This is a genomic window from Sphingomonas sp. P4_D12 (assembly GCF_056401895.1).
The window spans coordinates 245,781-265,042 of sequence record NZ_JBFUIL010000002.1 but is presented as its reverse complement, the minus strand read 5'-3'; the positions used below and the strand labels follow the sequence as shown (position 1 = coordinate 265,042).

Below are 19,262 nucleotides of genomic sequence, written 5' to 3'. Positions count from 1 at the left end.
ACCATAAATTGGAGGGGACAGGATGAACACCCAGCTTCGTACCACGCTTTTGGCGGCGACTGCCGCGATCGCGCTCTTGCCGGTTGCCGCAACAGCGCAAACCGCGCCCGCCGACCCGGCGCCTGCCGCTCCTCAGGACGCCAGTGGCGATGCCGCGACTGCGCCGCAGCCCGATATCATCGTCACCGCAACCAGCGTGGGCCGCAAGGCGCTCGACACGCCGCTCGCCGTCACGACGATGAACGCGAGCCAGCTGCAGCGCACCAGCATGACCAACCAGGCCGACATCCTCAACACCATCCCGACGATCAAGGCGGACGGCGGTGGCGGCGAGGTCGCGGCCAATGTGTTCGTGCGCGGCCTGCCCTCCGGCGGACAATATCAGTTCACCCCGCTCGAATATGACGGCGTCCCGGTTCTCTCGAGCTTCGGGCTCAACTCGACCGCTTATGACGTCTACTATCGCAACGACCTAGGTCTCGAGCGGCTCGAATTCGTCCGCGGCGGCGTGTCGAACCTGTTCGGCCCGGGCTCGGTTGCCGGCCTGATCAACTATATCAGCAAGACCGGCGGCGACCAGTTGGAGGGCACGGCGCAGTTCGAATGGGCCGAACGCGGCCGCTACAAGGGCGATCTCGCGGTCAGCGGTCCGCTCGGCCACAATCTGTTCTTCGCGGTGTCGGGCTGGTACCGCACCGACGACGGGCCGGTGAAGACCGGCTTGCCGACCAAAGGTTGGCAGGTCCGCGGCAACCTCAAATACGAATTCCCCGACAATAGCGGCTCGGTCACGCTGTACGGCCAGTATATCGACGACAAGGCGCAATATTACCTGCCCGTCCCTCTCGACGGAAAGACCCGCAATCGCATTCCGGGCAATGACGGCAACGACGTCTATCAAGTTCTAACGCCCGCGGCCCTCGGGCTGGGCTTCAACACGCCCAATGGCCGCTTCACCACGGGCATCGCCGATGGCGCGGCCGCAAAGGGCGGCCAGGTCGCCCTCGCGTTCGACAAGAAGTTCGGCGACAGCGGCTTCGCGATCAACGGCCGGGTCAAATATTCGCAATATGCCTCGAAATTCGGCCTGTGGTCGGACGGCGACGGCCTGATCAACGTTCCCGAGACGCTGCAGAGCTTTTTGACCAACCGCGGCCTCGGCTCGCTCGCCAATGCGCAGTTCACTTATGCCGGCGGCGGCGCGGTCGCACCCAATTCGCTGCTGTTCGCCAACCGCATCACCGACCGTAACCGGCCCAATCACGACACCACCGCCGAGCTCAACCTGACCTATTCGGCGGATACCGGATCGATCCGCCATGCCTTCACGCTGGGCGGATTCTACGGCAACGCCTGGGCGCGGGATTACAACGTCACCACCACCTATCTCGCCGAGTTCAACAACCAGCCGCGGCTGGTCAATCTGGTGGTGACCAACCCGGTCACCAACGCGCAGACAATCGTGTCCTTGAACGGCCTGCTCAATGCCGGCGCCGGTTACGTCAACAACACGCACCAGGTCGAACGCTACGCCGCCTATTTCGCCGACCAGATGAAGATCGGCAGCCGCTTCAACTTCGACATCGGCGGCCGCTACGAATGGTTCAACGGCGACATCCGGCGCGAACAGACCTCGGTCGTCGTCACCGACTCGACGACACCCAACCTCGCGCCGGCGCTGCGCGACGTGATCTGGGGCAACGGCAAAAATTTCACCGCGCATCCGAAGACCGGCGCCTGGGCGTTGGCCGCTGGCGGACTCTACAAGCTCACTGACCGCGTCAGTCTTTATCTCAACGCATCGCGCGGCTATTTCTTCCCCGAAATCCGCGCGGTTACCTTCAACGCATTGGGCCAGCCAGCCTCGTACACGCCGGAGATCATCAAGCAGGTGGAAGGCGGCATCAAGATCGACCAGCGCTGGTTCAACCTGACCGCGGCCGCCTTCTACACCAAGCTCGACAACCGGCGTCAGATCAACTTCATCAACGACGGCCAGGGCGGGTTCACCGAGCAGGTCAATCTGGTCGCGACCCGGTCCTGGGGTGTCGAGGCGACGCTCGACCTCAAGCTCCACAAATACCTGCATTTCAACGGCAACCTGACGCTGCAGAACGCGAAATATACTCAGTTCATGCAGAACGGCACATCCAACCTGAACGTGATCGGCAAGGATCTCGAGCGCCAGCCCGATATCCTCTACAATGCCGGCCTCTATTACGATGACGGCACGGTCGATCTGTCATTCTTCACCAACTATACCGGCGACAATTTCACTGCCTCGACCAATGCTATCCGCCTCGACGGCTGGAACGTGTTCAACGTCGATGCCGGCATCAAGGTGAAGCCGTTCGGCGACCGTCGCTCGGTTCGGCTCGGGATCAACGTCTTCAACCTGTTCGACACCGACGCGGTGACCGAAGGATCGCCGCGCCAGGACGTCAACCAGACGGTCGGCGGCGCCTATTTCGTCGGCCGCCCGGTCCTGCCGCGCCGGATCTCGGCGCGCGCGACGCTCAAGTTCTAACGTTCTTCCCTCAGGGAGCGGGTTTCGGCCTGCTCCCGCTTTGTTATCGAAGCGGATATGATCGACCAGTTCCAGCAAGCGGCCCGCGCCATCCTGCGCGCCAACGATCGCGGTGGCTACACCGTCCCAAACGGCCGGGTCTATCCGTTCCAGTGGAATTGGGATTCAGCCTTCGTCGCACTGGGTTTCGACACGTTCGACCGCGATCGCGCCTGGGCGGAAGTCGAGACCCTGTTCCGCGTGCAATGGGCCGACGGGTTCGTGCCGCACATTGTATTCTGGCAGGACGACGAGGGCTATTTTCCCGGCCCCTCGGTCTGGTCGACCGGGACCGAGCCGCCGACCTCCGGCATCACCCAGCCGCCGGTCGCGGCGACCGTCGTGCGGCGGTTGTGGGACAGCGCCGTCGCCGCCGGCGCGGCGGAGGATTTCCGGCCGCGCGTCGAGGCCTTGTTTGACAAGCTTATCGCCTGGCATCGCTGGTTCGCCGTCAATCGGGATCATGAAGAGCGCGGCGTGGTGGTCGCGATGCATCCGTGGGAAACCGGCCGCGACAATTCGCCCGAATGGGACGTGCCCGGCGAGCCGATCGATATTTCGGGCGTCGGCGACTATGTCCGCCGCGACACCGGGCATCTCGACGCCAAGATGCGGCCCACCAAGCTCGAATACGACCGCTATCTCGCGCTGGTCCAATACGGCCGCGCGCAAGGCTGGGATCATGGGAAAATCGCAGCGGGCAACCCGTTCCGTGTCGCCGATATCGGTATGTCGATGATCCTGCTACGTGCCAATCGCGACCTGCTCGCGCTAGCCGGCAAGCTCGGCCGCGACGGAAGTGAGATCGCCGGCTGGATCGCGCGCGCCGAGACCGGAATCGGCTGGTTGTGGGACGAGGCGACAAACACCTGGTGCTCGCGCGACGTGCTGACCGGTCGGTTCTCGGGCTTCGTCACCAGCGCGTCGTTCCTGAGCTTCTATGCCGGAATCGCCGACCCGGCGAAGGACGCGGCGATGCTCGATCATATCGAGCGGATCGCGGGCAAGGTGCGGTATCTGATGCCGAGCCTTGATCCCGAGGATCCCGGCTTCCAGATGATCCGCTATTGGCGCGGCCCGGTCTGGGCAGTGGTCAACTGGATGATCGGCACCGGGCTGACCGAGGCCGGCCATGACAATTGGGGCGACAAGGTGCGCACCGACACGCTCGACCTGATCCGTACCACCGGTTTCTACGAGGCGTTCAACCCGATCGACGGCAGCGGATCGGGCGGCGACGATTTCTCCTGGACCGCCGCGATCGGGTTGGCTTGGTCTGAGGACTGACCGCGCGGCACCAACGTCCCGTCACCCGGGCGAAGGCCGGGGTCCAACGGATACTTGTATTTCCACGGCCGGCGAGGCACCTCCGGGCGCGGATGCACACCGAGGCAGACCTGGAAACGATTTTACTCGGGCCTGTCCTCGCGGATCGTGCCTGTGGGGATTGCGTGGCGTGCTGCACCGTCCTCAAAATGGATGCACCGGACTTCAAGAAACCTGCCGGAATAGCTTGCGAGCATCTCGCTTCGCATGGGTGCGGAATCCATGCGGCGCGCCCCGATATCTGCCGATCGTGGTTCTGCGCTTGGCGCAGGGTCGCGGACATGCCCGATGAAGCGCGGCCGGACCGGTCGGGGCTTCTGGTATCGCTCAATTTCGAGCGCGAGCCGCGCAATTGCTTCGAGGGTGTGTCGATCAACGTTCGTGCACTCCCGGGCAACGACGCGATAGAAAATGGCATGGCCGCAACCATCCTCGATAGCCTGTGCGATGGGCTGGTCCCGGTCTGGTTCAGCGACGGATCGAAGAAGATGCTGATGCACCCTGAGCCCGACGTCGCCAGCCTCGTCATCTCGGGAGAACCTGCCCCTCCCCATCTGCGGGACGAGGTCGCCGCATGGCGCGAGCATTATGGGATGTTCTCGGCAATCGGCTAGATTCTCTGGACGCGCGACGATGACTGCGGCGTACAACCGAGCGCCGGCTACCGATCGGGGTCGATCGTCGCGGCGTGGCTCGCGGCACGGATCGCCGACGGGCTGGCGCCGAGCATCCGCCGCACGCTCTTGTTGAAATGCTGCGGATCGGGAATCCCGACGCGCTCGGCGATACGCCAGATCGGCAGATCGGTGGACTCGAGCAGATAGCGCGCATGCTCGACCCGCCGCGCGATCAGGCGGTGCGGGATGGTTGTGCCGTAGCGCGCGCGGAAAGCGCGGGCGAGATGCGCCTGTGACCGGCCGATCGCCGCGGCGATCGCCGGGACGTCAAGCGGCTCGGCGAAACGTGCGTCGATCAACGACGCCGCCCGCTCGGCCGCGCTGTCGACGCGTTCCTCCGGGGTTGCGAGGTCTAGCAGCAGTGCCTGCAGCGCAAGACCTGCCTGGATGCCGGCGGTCGGGCTGTCGCTCGCGCGGGCATGGCACGCAGCGATATGCGCCATGCGCTCGCGCACCGCGGCAACCATGCTCGCGGCACAGTGGAGCGGAAGGCGCGCGGTATCATCACCACGCGCTTCCACCGCAAAATGCACGCACCAATGTTGCCCCGGCGCGGCCAGATCGTAGGACGAAGCCTGACCCGCCGGGCTGATCGTCACATCGCCGGGAGCAAGCGCCTGCTCGCGCCCGGCGAGTAGCATGGTGCCATCGTAATCGTGAAGATGCAGCGCATGCGTCGCGCCGAGATAGCGCGTCTCGTAAGCGCGATCGGCGAGCGCGAAGCGTCCCGCCACTTCGATCTGCGGCACCGCGCGCATCGGCCAATCCAGTCCATCCATCTTCGAATTTTTACCACATCGAGCCAGTTCGGCCAATCGCCCTCAAGGCATATCCGTGGCAAAACGACGGGATCTCAGCAGGAGTTTTCCACCATGACTGCGATCCCTGGTCTCACGCCGGAGCAGCTCAGCTTCTACCATGAGAATGGCTATGTCCGTATCGCCGGACTTCTGTCACCGGAGGAGGCGGCCGCCTATCGCGCCGAGGTCCATGCTATCGCCGAGCGCCAGGGATCGAACGACGCGACCTGGGAAAGCGTGCGCGGCCAAGACACGCAAATCACGCATTGCCACGACGTCCAGTTCCGCTCGGCGGCGTTCACCCGCCTCCTTGTCGACGAGCGGCTGACCAGCGTCGCGCAGGCGATCATCGGACCCAATGTCCAGCTCCATCACAGCAAGATGTTCATCAAGCCGCCGGAAAAGGGGTCGCCCTTTCCGATGCACCAGGACTTCCCCTATTTTCCGCATCGCGACCATTCGATGATCGCGGTGATCCTGCATTTCGACGATGCGCCCGAGGAGAAAGGCTGCCTGCGCGTCTATCCCGGCAGCCACAAACTGGGACCGCTCCCGGCCGTCGGGGCTGACCATCACCTGCCAGAGGACCGGTTTCCGCTCGATGGGGCGACGCCGATCCCGGCCCAAGCTGGCGACGCGATCTTCTTCTCCTATCTCCTCGCCCATGGTTCCGGTCTCAATGTATCGGACGAGCCGCGCACCACGCTGCTGGTGCAATTGCGCGATCCGGCCGACCCGCCGCTGCGCGAAGGGCATGGCTCGCGGGGTCAGGGGATGATGCTGGCCGGAATCGACCCCTCGACCGAGGAGTTCCGCTTCGCCTGGGAAGACAAGGCTGCGTAATCGCCGCCTCGTGGCCGCACTGCCGGCGCTGATGCTGCTCGGTGCGGCGCGCGACGATTCGTGCGCGGCGCTGCGCCGAGCGTTCATTCCGAACCTGGACATCGTAGCGGCAGGCGTCGCCGACGGTGCTTGCCGGGTCGAAGCTATCGCGCACCCTCACCGCGATGCCGCGATCAGGATCGAACTCTGGTTGCCCGCGTCCGCCGCCTGGAGCGGGCGCTATTACCAGATGGGGAATGGCGGCTTTGCCGGCAGCATCGATCGCGCGACACTGGCCGCGGCTGCCGGCCGCGGCGATGTCGCAGCGGCAACCGATACCGGACACCAGGGGAGCGGGTTCGACGCGAGTTGGGCAGCAAACCGGCCCGATCTGATCGAGGACTATGCCGGGCGATCGATCAAGGTCACCGCCGATGCCGCGGCGGCGCTGACCAGGCTCTATTATGGGCGGTCGGCGGCAAGGCGCTATTTCATGGGATGCTCCTTCGGCGGTCGCCAGGCTCTGGTCGCCGCGACGCGCTGGCCCGACGATTGGGACGGGGTTATTGCCGGCGCACCTGCCGCCGACTGGCCGCGCCGGCTCGAGGCATTCGCCAAGATCCAACATGCGCTACGCATCGTCCCCGGCGGATGGATCGCTCCCGAGCGAATTGCCGATCTGGCGGCCATCGCCCATGCCGCCTGCCGACAAGGGCAAATGGAGTGCGCCCCTGAGGCCGTTCGGCGCGCTTGTGATCGCGGACGCAAGGCCGCCTGCCTCGCCCCGGCACAGGACGCGGCGCTGCGCGTGATCGATGCGGCAGGCTATCCGCTCGGCGACGCCGACCCCGCGGAATGGCGACGCTGGATTCTCAACCCGGACCCTGCGGTGCCGTCGCAGCTGACTTTTGCCACGCAAGGCGCGCGCTTCCTGCTCCACCGCGGACATCGCTGGACCATCGCGGCTTATCGCCCGAGGCCGATCGATCCGGCAACCCGACGTACGTTCGCTCTTGGCAGCCTCAAGCACTTCGCCGCCAAGGGTGGCAAGGTGCTCTCCTATTTCGGCACCGCAGATGCCGTCCTGCCCCCTGCGTTCGCGGTTGCCGATGCCCGCGCCCATGCGGCCGAGGTCGGTGGCGGCCAGGCACTGATGCGGACGTACCGCATGTTCCTGATTCCCGGCATGACGCATTGCCAGGGTGGCGCCGTGCCCCACGCCATCGGACAATCCCTCCCCGCCCCTCCGCTCCAGGACGATCCGCAACACGACGTGCGACGCGCGCTCGAAGCCTGGGTTGAGCGCGGGGCCGCCCCCACCAGCCTGATCGCTGCGTCGCTGCCGAACGGCACACCGCGGCGCACAGCCGTTTTGCACGCGGTCAACTTCGGCGCAGCGAGAACGCCTGGGAGATGAGTTTTTGATCTGACCGAGCAACTGGATGGTGCGCGATCCGGAGTTCCCCTTCCACCGGTGCGGGGCCGATCGGGTAGGCCAGCACTCCGGGTCAGACCCCAGCCCCCGGGCGGCAGTGATCGCGGCCGCGTTCGTGTTGCAGCTCAGCGACGCCGAGAGCACATCCTGCTGGTGCTTTGTGTGGGATTGATGCGCTGCGTGCAACGGTTCCTTGTCTGCTTTCGACATTCAGCAACCCGGCGCTTTCGAGCAGACTGTCTTCGACGGATTGACCAATGCCACCCTGAAGGAGAATTCCATGTCCCGTCCACCGCTGCCCCCGTTCACCGAGGAAACCGCGATCGAGAAGGTCCGGCTCGCCGAGGATGGCTGGAATAGCCGAGATGCCGCGAAGGTCGCGCTAGCCTACACGCTCGATACGAAGTGGCGGAACCGTGTCGAGTTCGCGACAAACCGCGAAGAGGCGCAGGCCTTCCTTACCCGCAAATGGAACAAGGAACACGAATATCGCCTGATCAAGGAGCTCTGGGCATTCGCCGGTAGCCGCATCGCGGTGCGCTATGCCTATGAGTATCGCGACGACAGCGGCCATTGGTTCCGCGCTTATGGCAATGAAAACTGGGAATTCGCCGAAGACGGCCTGATGCGGACGCGCCATGCCAGCATCAACGAAATGCCGATCACCGAGGAGGAGCGAAAATTCCGTTGGCCGCTGGGTCGCCGTCCCGACGATCATCCCGGGCTCAGTCACTTCGGCTTCTGATCCGATGGACGCGGAAAGGCGGCATGGCGTGAGCAAGTTCAAGGTGGATGCGTGCGCCCGCTTGTCGACCGAGTTCGCGTTGACCGGGCGCGCGCTTCTCGCTGAATTCGGCTTGGCGGAAACTCATATTGCCTATATTGTATTTAGGTAGTTAATGCCTAGATCTGTAAATTGATGTTTTACACATCACGAGGCACCATGATCACGTCCCAGCAAATGCGCGCGGCCCGCGCCCTTCTCGAGATCGACCAGCGCCAGCTCGCCGACCTTGCGGGACTGTCGCTGCCGACGATCCAGCGCATGGAGGCATCGGGCGGCCAAGTACGCGGCGTGGTGGATACGCTGGTGAAGGTGATATCCGCGCTCGAGCGCGCCGGCATCGAACTGATCGGAGAGAATGCACCGAGCGTTGGAGTGGGGCGCGGCGTGCGCTTGAAAGAGACGCTGAGCGGAGACTCGCTCAAGCACGTGCCGTCCATGATGTTCGATCAGGCGTCGGGAGCCAATGGCAGTGCTCAATGACCCGCGCTGGACGGCTTATACGCCCAAGCTGATCACCGTTCTGGGCGAAGGCTATACGTTCGATCGTTTCAGGCGGGATGCCATAGCGGGTCTGACCGTCGCTATCGTTGCCCTCCCGTTGGCAATGGCGCTCGGCATCGCGAGCGGCGCGTCACCCGATAAAGGTCTGATCACGGCGGTCGTCGCCGGATTCCTGATCTCCGCGCTAGGCGGATCGCGAGCGCAGGTCGGCGGTCCCACCGGCGCCTTCGTCGTGGTCGTGTTCAACGTGATCGCGCAGCACGGCTATGACGGGCTGCTCCTCGCGACTTTGGTGGCCGGCTTTCTCCTGATCATCGCGGGTTATGCCAAGCTCGGTGCACTGGTGAAGTACATTCCACATCCCGTGGTGACGGGCTTCACTGCGGGCATCGCCGTCATCATAGCGTCGAGCGAGGTCAAGGATTTCCTCGGCCTGTCGATCGACAAGGTGCCAGCGGATTTCCTGCCCAAATGGCAGGCCTATTTCGGCGCGCTCGGCAGCATCCATGCCACGACGCTGGCGATCGGCCTCGGGTCGCTCCTCCTCATCCTCGGCTTGCGCAAGGTGGCGCCACGCGTGCCCGGTTTCCTGGTCGCGGTTGTGGTCGCATCCCTGGCAGTAGCGCTTTTGCACCTACCGGTGGAGACGATCGGTTCTCGGTTTCCGCACATCCCGGCCGGCCTGGCCGCACCGGCGCTGCCGTCGATCTCGCTGGCCAAGTTCCAGGCGATCCTGCCGTCCGCCTTCACCATCGCATTCCTTGCGGGGATCGAGGCATTGCTGTCGGCAGTGGTGGCCGACGGGATGATCGGATCGCGGCACCGTTCCAATCAGGAACTGGTCGGTCAGGGTGTCGCCAACATCGCCTCGGCCCTGTTCGGCGGATTGCCGGCGACCGGCGCGATCGCTCGGACGGCGACGAACATCCGGGCCGGCGCGCTGACCCCGGTGGCCGGCATGCTGCACGCGCTGTTCCTGCTCCTGTTCATCCTGTTCGCGACCAATTTGATGGCGTTCGTGCCAATGGCTGCGCTCGCCGCGATCCTGTTCCTGGTCGCCTGGGGAATGAGCGAGCATAAGCGCTTCATCGACCTGCTGCGCATGCCCAATGGCGATCGCGCGGTACTGCTGCTCACCTTCGGGCTCACGGTATTGGTCGATCTCACCATGGCGATCGCCGTCGGCGTCACGCTCGCCTCGCTCCTGTTCATGATGCGGATGAGCGAGACGGTCCAGATCGACGCGGGAGTCGGTGAAATGCCCGACGACGATGACAGCGAGGATATTCATCAGCGTGATGCTCTTCCCGCGGGTGTCGAGGTATTCCGCATCGACGGACCGGTCTTTTTCGGCATCGCCAGCGAGTTGCTCGATACGCTGCGGCGCATCGGCAGCACGCCGAAAGTCATCATCCTGCGCATGCGGCGCGTGCCGTTGCTCGACGCGAGCGGCGCGACGACGATCGCCGACATCCTGCGCCAGTCAAACGCCGCCGGCACCCAGGTCATTCTGTCCGGCGTGCAGCCGCAACCTCTCGCCATGCTCGATCGCGTTCATCTCGGGCGAGGCAATGCCGGCATCATCCATGCCGAGAGCTTTCCCGAAGCGTTGCGAATTGCGGCAAGCATCGTGAAAACGACCAACCCCGCGCCCGCCACGCTCAATTGATAGCTGGAACGAAAGCCCGACCATGACCGATACCAATGACGACTATGTGTATGACGATGCCACCGGCGAGTGGATCAGCGCCTCTGCGGCCGCGGCAAACGCGCAGAACCCCGATATCGTCGAAGTCCGCGATGCCGTCGGCAATCTGCTCGCGGACGGCGATAGCGTGACCCTCATCAAGGACCTGACAGTCAAGGGCGCCAATCAGACGCTGAAGCGGGGCACGGTGATCAAGTCGATCCGACTGACCGGCGATGCCCAGGAGATCGACTGCCGCTACGAGGGCATCAAGGGCCTGGTCCTGCGCGCGGAGTTCGTCCGCAAGCGCTGACGAAGCCCTGGGCTGGCGCGGGATCTAGCCGAGTGGCGGTGCGTCGGACTGGCGCCGGACGAGATCGAAATCGAGCACCAGATGCTGCGGCGCGCCGCTCTTGCCGTTCTTGCGATCCTTGATCTCGCGCACCAGCAATTCGACCGCGGTCCGCGACATCTCGATGATCGGCTGGCGGATCGTGGTGAGCTCTGGCCAGATCGTCGTCGCGAGCGCGGTGTCGTCGAACCCGCACACGGTGAGATCGCGCGGCACGTCGAGTCTGCGACGATGCGCGACGGCCACCGCCGCCGCCGCCATGTCATCGTTGCTCGCGAAGATCGCGGTTGGCCGGTCGGCCAATGTCAGCAAGCGCTCGGCCCCGTCGAGGCCCGATCGATAGGTGAACAGCCCTTGCACGATCAGCCCCGCTTCCTCGTCCAATCCGCTCTCGGCCAAGGCGGCGCGATAGCCGGCCAGGCGTTCGGCGCTCGCGGTCTGGTTGGGATTGCCGATGATGAAGCCGATCCGGCGGTGCCCCAGCTCGATCAGGTGCTGCGTCATCTCGAACGCGGCCCGACGATCGTCGATGCTGACCGCCGCCATCGTTGCTACCGGCCGGCCGGTAGCAACCGCGACCGCCGGGATATCGTGCTCCGCGACGGCCGCCAGGACCGCCGTCGCGTCGCAGAGCGGCGGCGGCAGGACGATCCCGTCGACCCTGCCCTGGACCAGGTGATCGATGACCGATTGTTCGAGCGCATCCTCATCGCATTTCTCGACGATCAGCTGAACATTGCTGCGTGACGCCTGGTCGAGGCTGCCGACCAGGAATTCGCTGAGATAGGCGGAACTGGGATTGCTGTAGAGCAGCCCAATGCGCATCTCCTCGCCCCCGGCCAGCGACCGCGCGGCGGCGCTGGGCGAGTAATTCAGCTTGCGGATCACCTCATTGACCAACTCGCGCGTGCGGTCGCGTACATTGGCCTCGCCGTTGATCACGCGCGACACCGTCATCGGAGAAACGCCCGCTGCCGCTGCGACATCGCTGATCGTCGGTGCGTTGCGCTGTCGTCTGGAGGGTCGGTTAGTCATTGCGGTCTCCGGCCGGGCCGCTCCCCTATGGGCATCGCCACGCGGCAATCAAGGACGCTGTCGCTTCGCTGCGGTCGCGATCGCGATCAGGGAACGAGCAACGGGCGCATTTCGGGTATCGCGACCGAGAGCTCGCGAGTCATCATGGTTGCGAAGTAATTCGCGCCTTCGATGCCGAGATGGGTGTGGTCGAACGACAATTTCGGCTCCGCCATGGGATTGACCATCACTTCGGTGGATCGTGCCGGCGTCGGTGGGGTGGGCTGTGCCGCGCCGGGCGGAACCTCGGCAAAGCGATCGGCGGCCGCCGAACCCATCGCGCCGACCGCGACCGCGCTGTCGGCATTGAGATCGAGCAGCGGCACCTTCAGTTCGGCCGCCACCTTGCGTGTCGCCGCAGCCCAGGGCGCGAGGTCGTTGACCAGCTTGCCGTCGACGAAGCTGCGGCGCGTCAGCGGCGTGACGAGCACCGGATGTGCGCCGACCGCGCGTGCTTCTTCGACATAGCGCTTCAAATTGGCCGGGAATTCCGTCGCGAGATCGGTCGACCGGCCCGGCTTGCCGGGCTGGTCGTTATGCCCGAACTGGATCAGGACCCAGATGTCGCGATAGCCCGGCGTCCGCATTTCCGACAGCGCGATGTCCCATGACCCTTCCGCGCGATAATTGCTGGTGCTGCGCCCACCGCGGGCGAGGTTCACGCACGCCATGAACGAGGTCACGTGATAGCCACAGAAACTGGGGCCCCAGCCGCCGAACACTGCGGTGGTCGAGTCGCCGACCAAGATGATCTTGGACGGCTGGATATGCCTGACGGGTTCGGGCACCGTCGGGGCGGGCGGCGCGGTTTGCGCCATGGCGGGGATCGCGAATAGGGAGAGCGCAGCGGCGGTGGCGCCGAATTTGGTCGTCATGATCAGAGAGCCTCGAACTTGAAGTTGCTGAACCGCGCCTCGCCGCGCCCGGCCGAATAGAGGCCGGGGCGGAGCATCAGGAAGCCGCCGCGCACATTGTGGTGATAACCCGACACTTCCATGCCACGGTCGAACCGGCGCCAGGTTTTGCCGCCGTCGCCGCTGGTATGGATCGCGACGATGTGCCGCTTGTTGGCGATCCGGATGCGCATCTTGCGGCCATGCGGATTGGCCGGCCGGCCGCGCTCCATGCCATATTGGTGCGTGACGAAATTCCGCTCGTCGAAGCCGAGCCCGCAATAGAGCTTTTCGTCATAGAACAGCACCAGCCCGGCGGTGCCGCCGGGGCTGATCTCGACATCGCATTCGAATTGATAGGCCGGGTCGCCTGCGATCATCAGCAGCGGCGAAGAATCGACCGGCGCCTTGCCGCTGGCTTTCATCAAGAGGCTGTTATGCTCGATCCGGAGGCGATCGCGTTCGTCCGGTCCCGGCTTGAAGAAATTCCACCGCGACCCGAGGTCGAGCGTCGCGAAATCGTCCGACAGACGCAGGCCGTGTGGCAGCGCCTGCCCGCCTTTGGGTTTGGCGATCGGTCGCGACAGATCGCCTCCTGTCATCCGGAACCATCCGTCCGGCGTCCATCGCACCGGATCGAGCAGCGCCTGGCGCCCGAGTGTCCAGAATCCGTTCTCGAAGCCGTGATAGAGCGACCACCAGCTGCCATCGGGTCCTTCGACCAGCGAGGCGTGGCCGCGCGACCACCATTTCTCGTCGTTGCTGACGGTGCGCACGACCGGGTTGGCCGGGCAATTCTCCCACGGCCCGTGGATCGATTTCGACCGCGCCACGATCACCATATGGCCGGTGGGCGGCCCGGCGGTGCCGCCGACCGCGGTGATCATGTAGAACCAGTCGCCGTGGCGATGGATCTTGGGCCCTTCGGGAGAGAAACTCTCGACATCCCATTCGGGGGGATAATGCCAGGGGTCATAGACATGCTCGACCTGGCCGACGGTCGACAAGCCATCATCGGCCAGCCGGATGCGATCACCGCCAGACAGGAACAGCCAGCGCGATCCATCTTCGCCAACCGCGTGGCACGGATCGATATGGCTCGGCATCTTGAGATCGATCGGGTCGCTCCACGGCCCGTCGATCGAGTCCGCCCAGATCACCCAAATCGAATTCGGGCTGCCTTTGGTCGGGATGTAGAGGAAATAGCGCCCGCCGTGCTTGGCGAGCGAAACCGCCCAGACCGAGCCGATATTGCGGGTCAGCGCGGGCTTGCGCGGTTGCCAGTTCACCAGGTCGCGCGAATGCCAGATCGTCAGCCCCGGATAGGAATCGAAGCTCGAAAACGTCATGTAATAATCGGCGCCGTCCTTCAGCACCGCGGGATCGGGATGATCGCCGGCCAGCACCGGATTGAGGAACCTCCCGTCGCCAAGATCGGCGATCCGCTGATTGTCGATTCCCCGCTTCCACGCGTCCGGCTTGCCCGGTGCCACTGCCGCGTCCGCGGCCCGCGGGGCCAGTGCCGACGCGCCACCGAACAGCGCCATGGTGAAAGCGTCTCTTCTACTGACGGTCATTCGAAATCCTCACGTCGACACGGTATCTGGAGCCAAAAATACCCGCCGGTACGCAGAGCTGCATACCGGCGGGAAGGTCCGTCCCAGGGTGGACGGCAGGGCAGATCAGAAGGTCACGCGCGCGCCGAGACGGAAGACGCGACCGGAACTGGCATATTGGGTCACGGCCTCCTGCCCTTCATAGGCATAACGGTTGCTCGTCTGGTTGGTGAGGTTGAGCCCTTCCGCGGTGATCGCGAAGTTTTCGAAAATGTTGAAACTAACCGAGGCGTCGACGTTGGTCGTCGCCTGGCTGTAGACGAAGTCGTTGATCAGCGGACCGTCGCAGCCGACCGATTCCACCGCTCCGCTGCCGACCGTGGTGAGGCCGGGGCTGCACGAGCCCGCCGCGATCGGATAGGCCGTGCTGTAGCCCTTGCGATGCGCGACCGATACGCGCGCCCGGAAGCCCTTCACCTCGTAGAACAAGGTTGCATTGAGCGCCTGGGGCGAGACCCCGAGAAACGGTCCCTTGCCTACCGTCTGCGGCTTGGTCGCCGAGCCGGGGTCGAGGATATAAGTCAGTTGCGACTTGATATAAGTGTAGTTCACCAACACGCCGAAATTCTTGAGGAAGCCCGGCAGGAAGGTGAAATTCTGCTGATAGCTGACCTCTATGCCGCGCAGATATCCGCCCGGCGCATCGCGATATTGGCGCGCGGTGAAGGCGTAGTTGTTGTCCAGATAGGCCAGCTGGTTGACGTTGGTATATTGGGCCCGGATCGCAGCGACCACCGTGGGATCGCCGACCAGGTCGGACAAGGGCGCCGAGAACAGCACGGTCTGTGGGAAGCTCGAAATCTGCTTCGAGAACGCCGCCACCGACAAGAGGGCGCCCTTGGCAAAATACCATTCGATGCTGGCGTCGAGGTTGGTCGACCGGAACGGGCTCAGCTTGGGATTGCCGATCGTCAGTGACGCGCCGGTCGTGCTGCCGTCGCTCGGGACGGAGATGCTGGTGATCGTTGGCGACAGATTGCCGAGCAGCGGCCGCGCCATCACCTTCGACGCGCTGAACCGCACCAGCAGGTTGCGGACGGGCTCGTAGATCAAGTTCATCGACGGCAGCCAGTCGGTGTAATTGTTCTTGCCGACGATCGGCCGCCCGGCTTGAGAGGTGCCGGTCGAGGTCAGGTCGGTGATCGCGACCCGGGTGCCGGCATTGCCGCGGAATGGACGCCCGAACAATTCGGTCTTGAAGTCGAACTCGAGGTAGAAGCCCTTGTCCTTCTCACTGACGCCGTAATTGTTCTGCCCGCCGTTGCGCAGCGTGGTCAGGCGCCAATCGCCCCATTTGTTGATGCAGTTGCACTCGAACCCGATCAGATTGTTGAACTTGTCGAGATCGGGGACGACGAAGCTGGTCGGCGTGCCGTCGGGCACCTGGATGCCCGTGCCGAACGACACGATCTTGCTGTTTGCCGCGGTGGTCGATCCGGCCTCGAGCAACGTAGGGTTGAGCGTGTCGGTGTTGCGCTCGGCCTGTTGGGTATAGAATCCGAATTCGCGGATGTTGGCGCCGAAACCGATGTTGAACTGGTCGTTCACTTGCCAGTCGAAATCGGCCTTGCCGCCTTTATAGGTGTTCCGGACATAACGCTCATAGTGACGGACCGCCGAGAAACCCTTGACCGTCTGCCAGTTGTTCGGATCGGCCACGTTGAAGCCGAAATCCATCTTGGGCATGGTCCCGCCGCCGCGTTCGTCGAACACGAAATTCTGCGGCGAATCCATCCGGTTGAACTCGACCAGCAAGCCGGTCGAATAGTTCACCGACTTGGACTGGCCATAGAGCGCGGTCATCTTGAAATTGTCGGTAAATTCGTGGTCGAGCCGTGCCGAGCCCTGCCAGAAAGTCGTCGTGTACGCGCCATAGTCGACTGCCGACCGGAAATCGACGTTCCGGAGAACGAGATAATCGGCCAGACCGTTGGTCACATTGGCATCGAGCACATCGACCCCCGGCCGCCCGATCAACTGGCCGCGATAAGCCAGGCCGTTCGACGAGGGGATATACCCGACCGAATTCGGGTTGTTGTAATAATCATAGGGGTCGAGATTGTTGGGATTGGTGCTGAAGATATTGGCGTTGGCCGGGCTGGTACCGCCTGGCGTCACCGCCGCATTGCCAAGCACCGCCGGGACCAGGTTGCCCTTGGCGTCGAGCGCAGTCGAAAAAGCGGGGGTGGTGCCGTACATCGACGATCCGCAATCCTGCGCGGGCACGATCGAGCTGCCGGCATTGGGCGTGCACAGCCCCGGATAGGTGCCCCGCGCGGCGGTCGGGGTAAGTCGGCCGGTGGCGTTGTTGTACGCCGCATTGGTGTTGTTGCGATTGAGGCCGACCGGCGAGAGCTGATCGTTCTCGCTGACATTCTTGAACCGAGAGTAGAGGCCGTCGATCGTCAGCCGCGTCTTGGACGAGATGTCCCATTGATACGCGCCGGTCAGACCGAGGCGCTGATTCTTGACCACCTGATGAGTCAGCGACGGCAAAGCGGGAATGCGAACTTGCGAATCGTCGAAGCGTCCCGGCGTGTTGAACGGTGCGCCGGGATACAGCTTGGCGTAGGCCGCCGGGTCAGATCCGGTCTGGAAGGCAAGCGCGTCGGGGTTCTTGTAGGGCAGCGCGGTCCCGGCCGGCGCCGAGAAGCCGGAGCGCTGGGGATTGCCTTCGCCGAGGAATTGGCTGCTGCGGTAGAGATAGTCCGACGCGCCCGGACCACGCTGGTACTGATCGATGATGTTGATTTCGCGGTTATATGCGCCGGAGAACAACAAGCCCATGCGCTTGTCCTTGCCGAACCTGACGGACGCGAGGCCGGCGATGCGCGGGTTTATCTTCTTGCTGTTCTGATTGTAGCTCGCCTGACCCGAGAGGGCGAACTTCGATCCCTTGTAATCGAACGGCTTGCCGGTCACGAGGTCGATCGTCGCGCCCAGCGACCCCTCATCGGTTTCCGCCGATGGCGTCTTCTGGATGCGCAGCGAACTGAACAGCTCGGACGCGAAGGTGTTGTAGTCGAACGCGCGGCTGCGGTTGGGCGAGGTGCCTGAATCGTTCGATCCTGCCGTCGACAGCGCTTCCATGCCGTTCAGCCGCGTGCGGTTGAAGTCGCCGCCCAGCCCGCGCACGGTAATGCCGCGCCCTTCGCCATTGTCGCGGTCGATCGACACGCCGGGCAATCGCTGAAGCGATTCGGCCAGGTTGGAATCGGGAAAGTCGGCAATATCCTGCGCGTTGATCTCGTCGATCTGGACGTCCGAATTGCGCTTGTCGTTGAGTGCCGATGCAATCGAGGCACGGAAGCCGGTGACGACGATTTCCTTGATGCCCTCGCTACCAGCGGTCTCTGTCGTGTTCGCGCCGGTCCCTTGCGGACGCGTCGAATCCTGCGGATCGGCCGCCTGGGCGTATGCGCCCTGTGCCACGAAGAGCCCCGCGAGCGCCAATGCCGACAGGGACACCGTATCGATCGCGCCCTTCCTGATCCTAGTCCTGAACATTCCTGATCCTCCCTCTTTTGATCTGGTCGATTGTCGGTCAGCCGTGCCAGTCGCCGAGCACGGCACGGGGTGTGAAAGCCGCCGCCTGGCTGGCGGTCAGCAACCGGCGGCCGATCGCGGCGGGGCCGGCTCCCGGGCCGCGGCTGGCAAATTCGAACAGCCGTGCATCGGCGGGTTGGAACAGGCGCTTCTGCCCGGCGGGATCGGTGAACCCCATCGCGGTCCAGCCCTCAGCCCGGATATGCGCGTCCATCCAACAGCGCAGGAACGTGGAGGCGCCTACCAGCCGCATATTGCCGCCGGCGCGCCATGGCCGTCCGAGATAGGTGGAAGCGTCGGGCACGCCCGCCTCGCGCGTGATCCGGCAATCGGCGAAGACCAATCCATAAGGTTGGTCGGCCGGCGTACTCGGCGCACTGAGATAGCCCTGGATCTCCGCGCCGGGGACCAATCGGCTGACGATCTCGCAGCGATCGAACAACGCCGCCGCGCCGCCGAAAATGAAGTCGACGCATCCCGATATCCGGCAGTCGCTGAAGCGCGCGCGACCCTGGACGTAGAGCGTATCCTGATAGCCCTCGATCGCGCAGTTTTCGACGCGAGTGCGGTCGGCGCCGCGGCCGAGCGACAAGGCCACTGCCTGCGCGCCGCCACTCGCCTGGGTGATGCGGTCCTGGAGAAAATCGAAGCTGTTGCGGATGGTAAGGTTGCGCAAGGTGGCGCCCGGCGCCTCAACGGTCAGCGTGGCCGAGCCGCCGGTGCCCCATTTCCCGCCGTCCGGACGGTGAAGGCCGGCCGCGGCACCGAAACTGATGATCGTCCGCGGCCCGCTGCCCGCGATCGTCACATTAGGCGCGCGGACGACGCATTTCTCGGTGAAGACCCCCTGCCCGAGCTGGATCGTGAAAGGTTTCCCGCCGGCGCGATCCGCCAGCTCCAGCGCGGCGGCGAGGGTTGGAACGGTGCCTGGGCGGCCGTTTGGATCGACAGCGGCGCCCCGATTGCTTGCGGGCACGGCGAGCGCTCGGGACCCTATGCCCAGTGCAACGCCGCCGGCGAGGAACCGCCGCCGATCGAGGGCGTACAAAGCCATCAATGGGTTCCGCTCAACCCTGACGGGGTCGCGGCCGCATCCAGTCATGTCCTCTCCCCAGCGGTTTCTCCGCTTTTTTTCAGCCGGCGCGAGGTTGTCATCTTCCAGCTGTGATGGTAGCGATAC

The 19,262-nt window shown here is 64.3% G+C and carries 15 protein-coding genes; 9 read left to right on the top strand and 6 right to left on the bottom strand.

Annotation, left to right across the window (positions count from 1 at the left end; all coding sequences use genetic code 11):
- The first annotated feature begins 22 nt into the window (after positions 1 to 22).
- The 3 genes from AC1DSD_RS03820 to AC1DSD_RS03810 all read left to right on the top strand — a co-directional run bounded on the left by AC1DSD_RS03820 (position 23) and on the right by AC1DSD_RS03810 (position 4,506).
- Positions 23 to 2,527 carry a TonB-dependent receptor gene (locus AC1DSD_RS03820; RefSeq protein WP_478028614.1) on the top strand — a complete coding sequence of 835 codons (2,505 nt, stop codon included), beginning with the start codon at positions 23 to 25 and terminating at the stop codon, positions 2,525 to 2,527.
- A gap of 57 nt (positions 2,528 to 2,584) precedes the next feature.
- Entirely contained in the window at positions 2,585 to 3,853 is a 1,269-nt protein-coding gene (locus AC1DSD_RS03815; protein ID WP_478028613.1) for an MGH1-like glycoside hydrolase domain-containing protein, read from the top strand.
- A 92-nt stretch (positions 3,854 to 3,945) separates the two neighbouring features.
- On the top strand, positions 3,946 to 4,506 hold the full coding sequence (locus AC1DSD_RS03810) for a YkgJ family cysteine cluster protein (protein WP_478028612.1): 561 nt from the start codon (positions 3,946 to 3,948) through the stop codon (positions 4,504 to 4,506).
- A gap of 47 nt (positions 4,507 to 4,553) precedes the next feature.
- Here the strand turns inward: AC1DSD_RS03810 and AC1DSD_RS03805 are convergent, their stop codons facing one another.
- Positions 4,554 to 5,348: a helix-turn-helix transcriptional regulator gene (locus AC1DSD_RS03805; RefSeq protein ID WP_478028611.1), complete on the bottom strand. Its 795-nt coding sequence runs from the start codon at positions 5,346 to 5,348 to the stop codon at positions 4,554 to 4,556.
- Between the two features lie 93 nt (positions 5,349 to 5,441).
- Between AC1DSD_RS03805 and AC1DSD_RS03800 the strand changes: the two genes are divergently transcribed.
- From AC1DSD_RS03800 to AC1DSD_RS03775, 6 genes are all read left to right on the top strand, one after another.
- Entirely contained in the window at positions 5,442 to 6,212 is a 771-nt protein-coding gene (locus AC1DSD_RS03800; RefSeq protein ID WP_478028610.1) for a phytanoyl-CoA dioxygenase family protein, read from the top strand.
- Positions 6,213 to 6,222: 10 nt separating this feature from the next.
- Positions 6,223 to 7,608, top strand: coding sequence for a tannase/feruloyl esterase family alpha/beta hydrolase (locus AC1DSD_RS03795; protein ID WP_478028609.1), 1,386 nt, complete (start codon positions 6,223 to 6,225; stop codon positions 7,606 to 7,608).
- A gap of 298 nt (positions 7,609 to 7,906) precedes the next feature.
- Positions 7,907 to 8,371, top strand: coding sequence for a nuclear transport factor 2 family protein (locus tag AC1DSD_RS03790; RefSeq protein WP_478028608.1), 465 nt, complete (start codon positions 7,907 to 7,909; stop codon positions 8,369 to 8,371).
- Positions 8,372 to 8,569: 198 nt separating this feature from the next.
- Complete coding sequence (locus AC1DSD_RS03785) at positions 8,570 to 8,893, top strand: helix-turn-helix domain-containing protein (protein WP_478028607.1); 324 nt, start codon at positions 8,570 to 8,572, stop codon at positions 8,891 to 8,893.
- Complete coding sequence (locus tag AC1DSD_RS03780) at positions 8,877 to 10,583, top strand: SulP family inorganic anion transporter (protein ID WP_478028606.1); 1,707 nt, start codon at positions 8,877 to 8,879, stop codon at positions 10,581 to 10,583. Before AC1DSD_RS03785 ends, AC1DSD_RS03780 begins: the two co-directional genes overlap by 17 nt.
- A gap of 22 nt (positions 10,584 to 10,605) precedes the next feature.
- Positions 10,606 to 10,914, top strand: coding sequence for an alkylphosphonate utilization protein (locus AC1DSD_RS03775; RefSeq protein WP_478028605.1), 309 nt, complete (start codon positions 10,606 to 10,608; stop codon positions 10,912 to 10,914).
- Between the two features lie 24 nt (positions 10,915 to 10,938).
- On the opposite strand, the gene AC1DSD_RS03770 is transcribed toward AC1DSD_RS03775, so the two are convergent.
- The 5 genes from AC1DSD_RS03770 to AC1DSD_RS03750 form a co-directional block, all read right to left on the bottom strand.
- On the bottom strand, positions 10,939 to 11,988 hold the full coding sequence (locus tag AC1DSD_RS03770) for a LacI family DNA-binding transcriptional regulator (protein WP_478028604.1): 1,050 nt from the start codon (positions 11,986 to 11,988) through the stop codon (positions 10,939 to 10,941).
- Positions 11,989 to 12,074: 86 nt separating this feature from the next.
- Entirely contained in the window at positions 12,075 to 12,902 is an 828-nt protein-coding gene (locus AC1DSD_RS03765; RefSeq protein WP_478028603.1) for a rhamnogalacturonan acetylesterase, read from the bottom strand.
- A 2-nt stretch (positions 12,903 to 12,904) separates the two neighbouring features.
- Entirely contained in the window at positions 12,905 to 14,497 is a 1,593-nt protein-coding gene (locus AC1DSD_RS03760; protein ID WP_478028602.1) for a family 43 glycosylhydrolase, read from the bottom strand.
- Between the two features lie 105 nt (positions 14,498 to 14,602).
- Positions 14,603 to 18,043, bottom strand: a complete 3,441-nt coding sequence (locus tag AC1DSD_RS03755; protein ID WP_478028601.1) for a TonB-dependent receptor domain-containing protein — start codon at positions 18,041 to 18,043, stop codon at positions 14,603 to 14,605.
- A 37-nt stretch (positions 18,044 to 18,080) separates the two neighbouring features.
- Positions 18,081 to 19,136 (bottom strand): pectinesterase family protein, encoded by a 1,056-nt coding sequence (locus AC1DSD_RS03750; RefSeq protein ID WP_478028600.1) that lies wholly within the window; start codon positions 19,134 to 19,136, stop codon positions 18,081 to 18,083.
- Positions 19,137 to 19,262 lie beyond the last annotated feature (126 nt).

Coding starts and splice junctions, on each gene's coding strand:
- AC1DSD_RS03810 (WP_478028612.1), top strand. CDS start 3,946: ATGCACACCGAGGCAGACCTGGAAACGATTTTACTCGGGCCTGTCCTC.
- AC1DSD_RS03785 (WP_478028607.1), top strand. CDS start 8,570: ATGATCACGTCCCAGCAAATGCGCGCGGCCCGCGCCCTTCTCGAGATC.
- AC1DSD_RS03760 (WP_478028602.1), bottom strand. CDS start 14,497: ATGACCGTCAGTAGAAGAGACGCTTTCACCATGGCGCTGTTCGGTGGC.
- AC1DSD_RS03800 (WP_478028610.1), top strand. CDS start 5,442: ATGACTGCGATCCCTGGTCTCACGCCGGAGCAGCTCAGCTTCTACCAT.
- AC1DSD_RS03750 (WP_478028600.1), bottom strand. CDS start 19,136: ATGGCTTTGTACGCCCTCGATCGGCGGCGGTTCCTCGCCGGCGGCGTT.
- AC1DSD_RS03815 (WP_478028613.1), top strand. CDS start 2,585: ATGATCGACCAGTTCCAGCAAGCGGCCCGCGCCATCCTGCGCGCCAAC.
- AC1DSD_RS03805 (WP_478028611.1), bottom strand. CDS start 5,348: ATGGATGGACTGGATTGGCCGATGCGCGCGGTGCCGCAGATCGAAGTG.
- AC1DSD_RS03780 (WP_478028606.1), top strand. CDS start 8,877: ATGGCAGTGCTCAATGACCCGCGCTGGACGGCTTATACGCCCAAGCTG.
- AC1DSD_RS03755 (WP_478028601.1), bottom strand. CDS start 18,043: ATGTTCAGGACTAGGATCAGGAAGGGCGCGATCGATACGGTGTCCCTG.
- AC1DSD_RS03765 (WP_478028603.1), bottom strand. CDS start 12,902: ATGACGACCAAATTCGGCGCCACCGCCGCTGCGCTCTCCCTATTCGCG.
- AC1DSD_RS03775 (WP_478028605.1), top strand. CDS start 10,606: ATGACCGATACCAATGACGACTATGTGTATGACGATGCCACCGGCGAG.
- AC1DSD_RS03790 (WP_478028608.1), top strand. CDS start 7,907: ATGTCCCGTCCACCGCTGCCCCCGTTCACCGAGGAAACCGCGATCGAG.
- AC1DSD_RS03820 (WP_478028614.1), top strand. CDS start 23: ATGAACACCCAGCTTCGTACCACGCTTTTGGCGGCGACTGCCGCGATC.
- AC1DSD_RS03770 (WP_478028604.1), bottom strand. CDS start 11,988: ATGACTAACCGACCCTCCAGACGACAGCGCAACGCACCGACGATCAGC.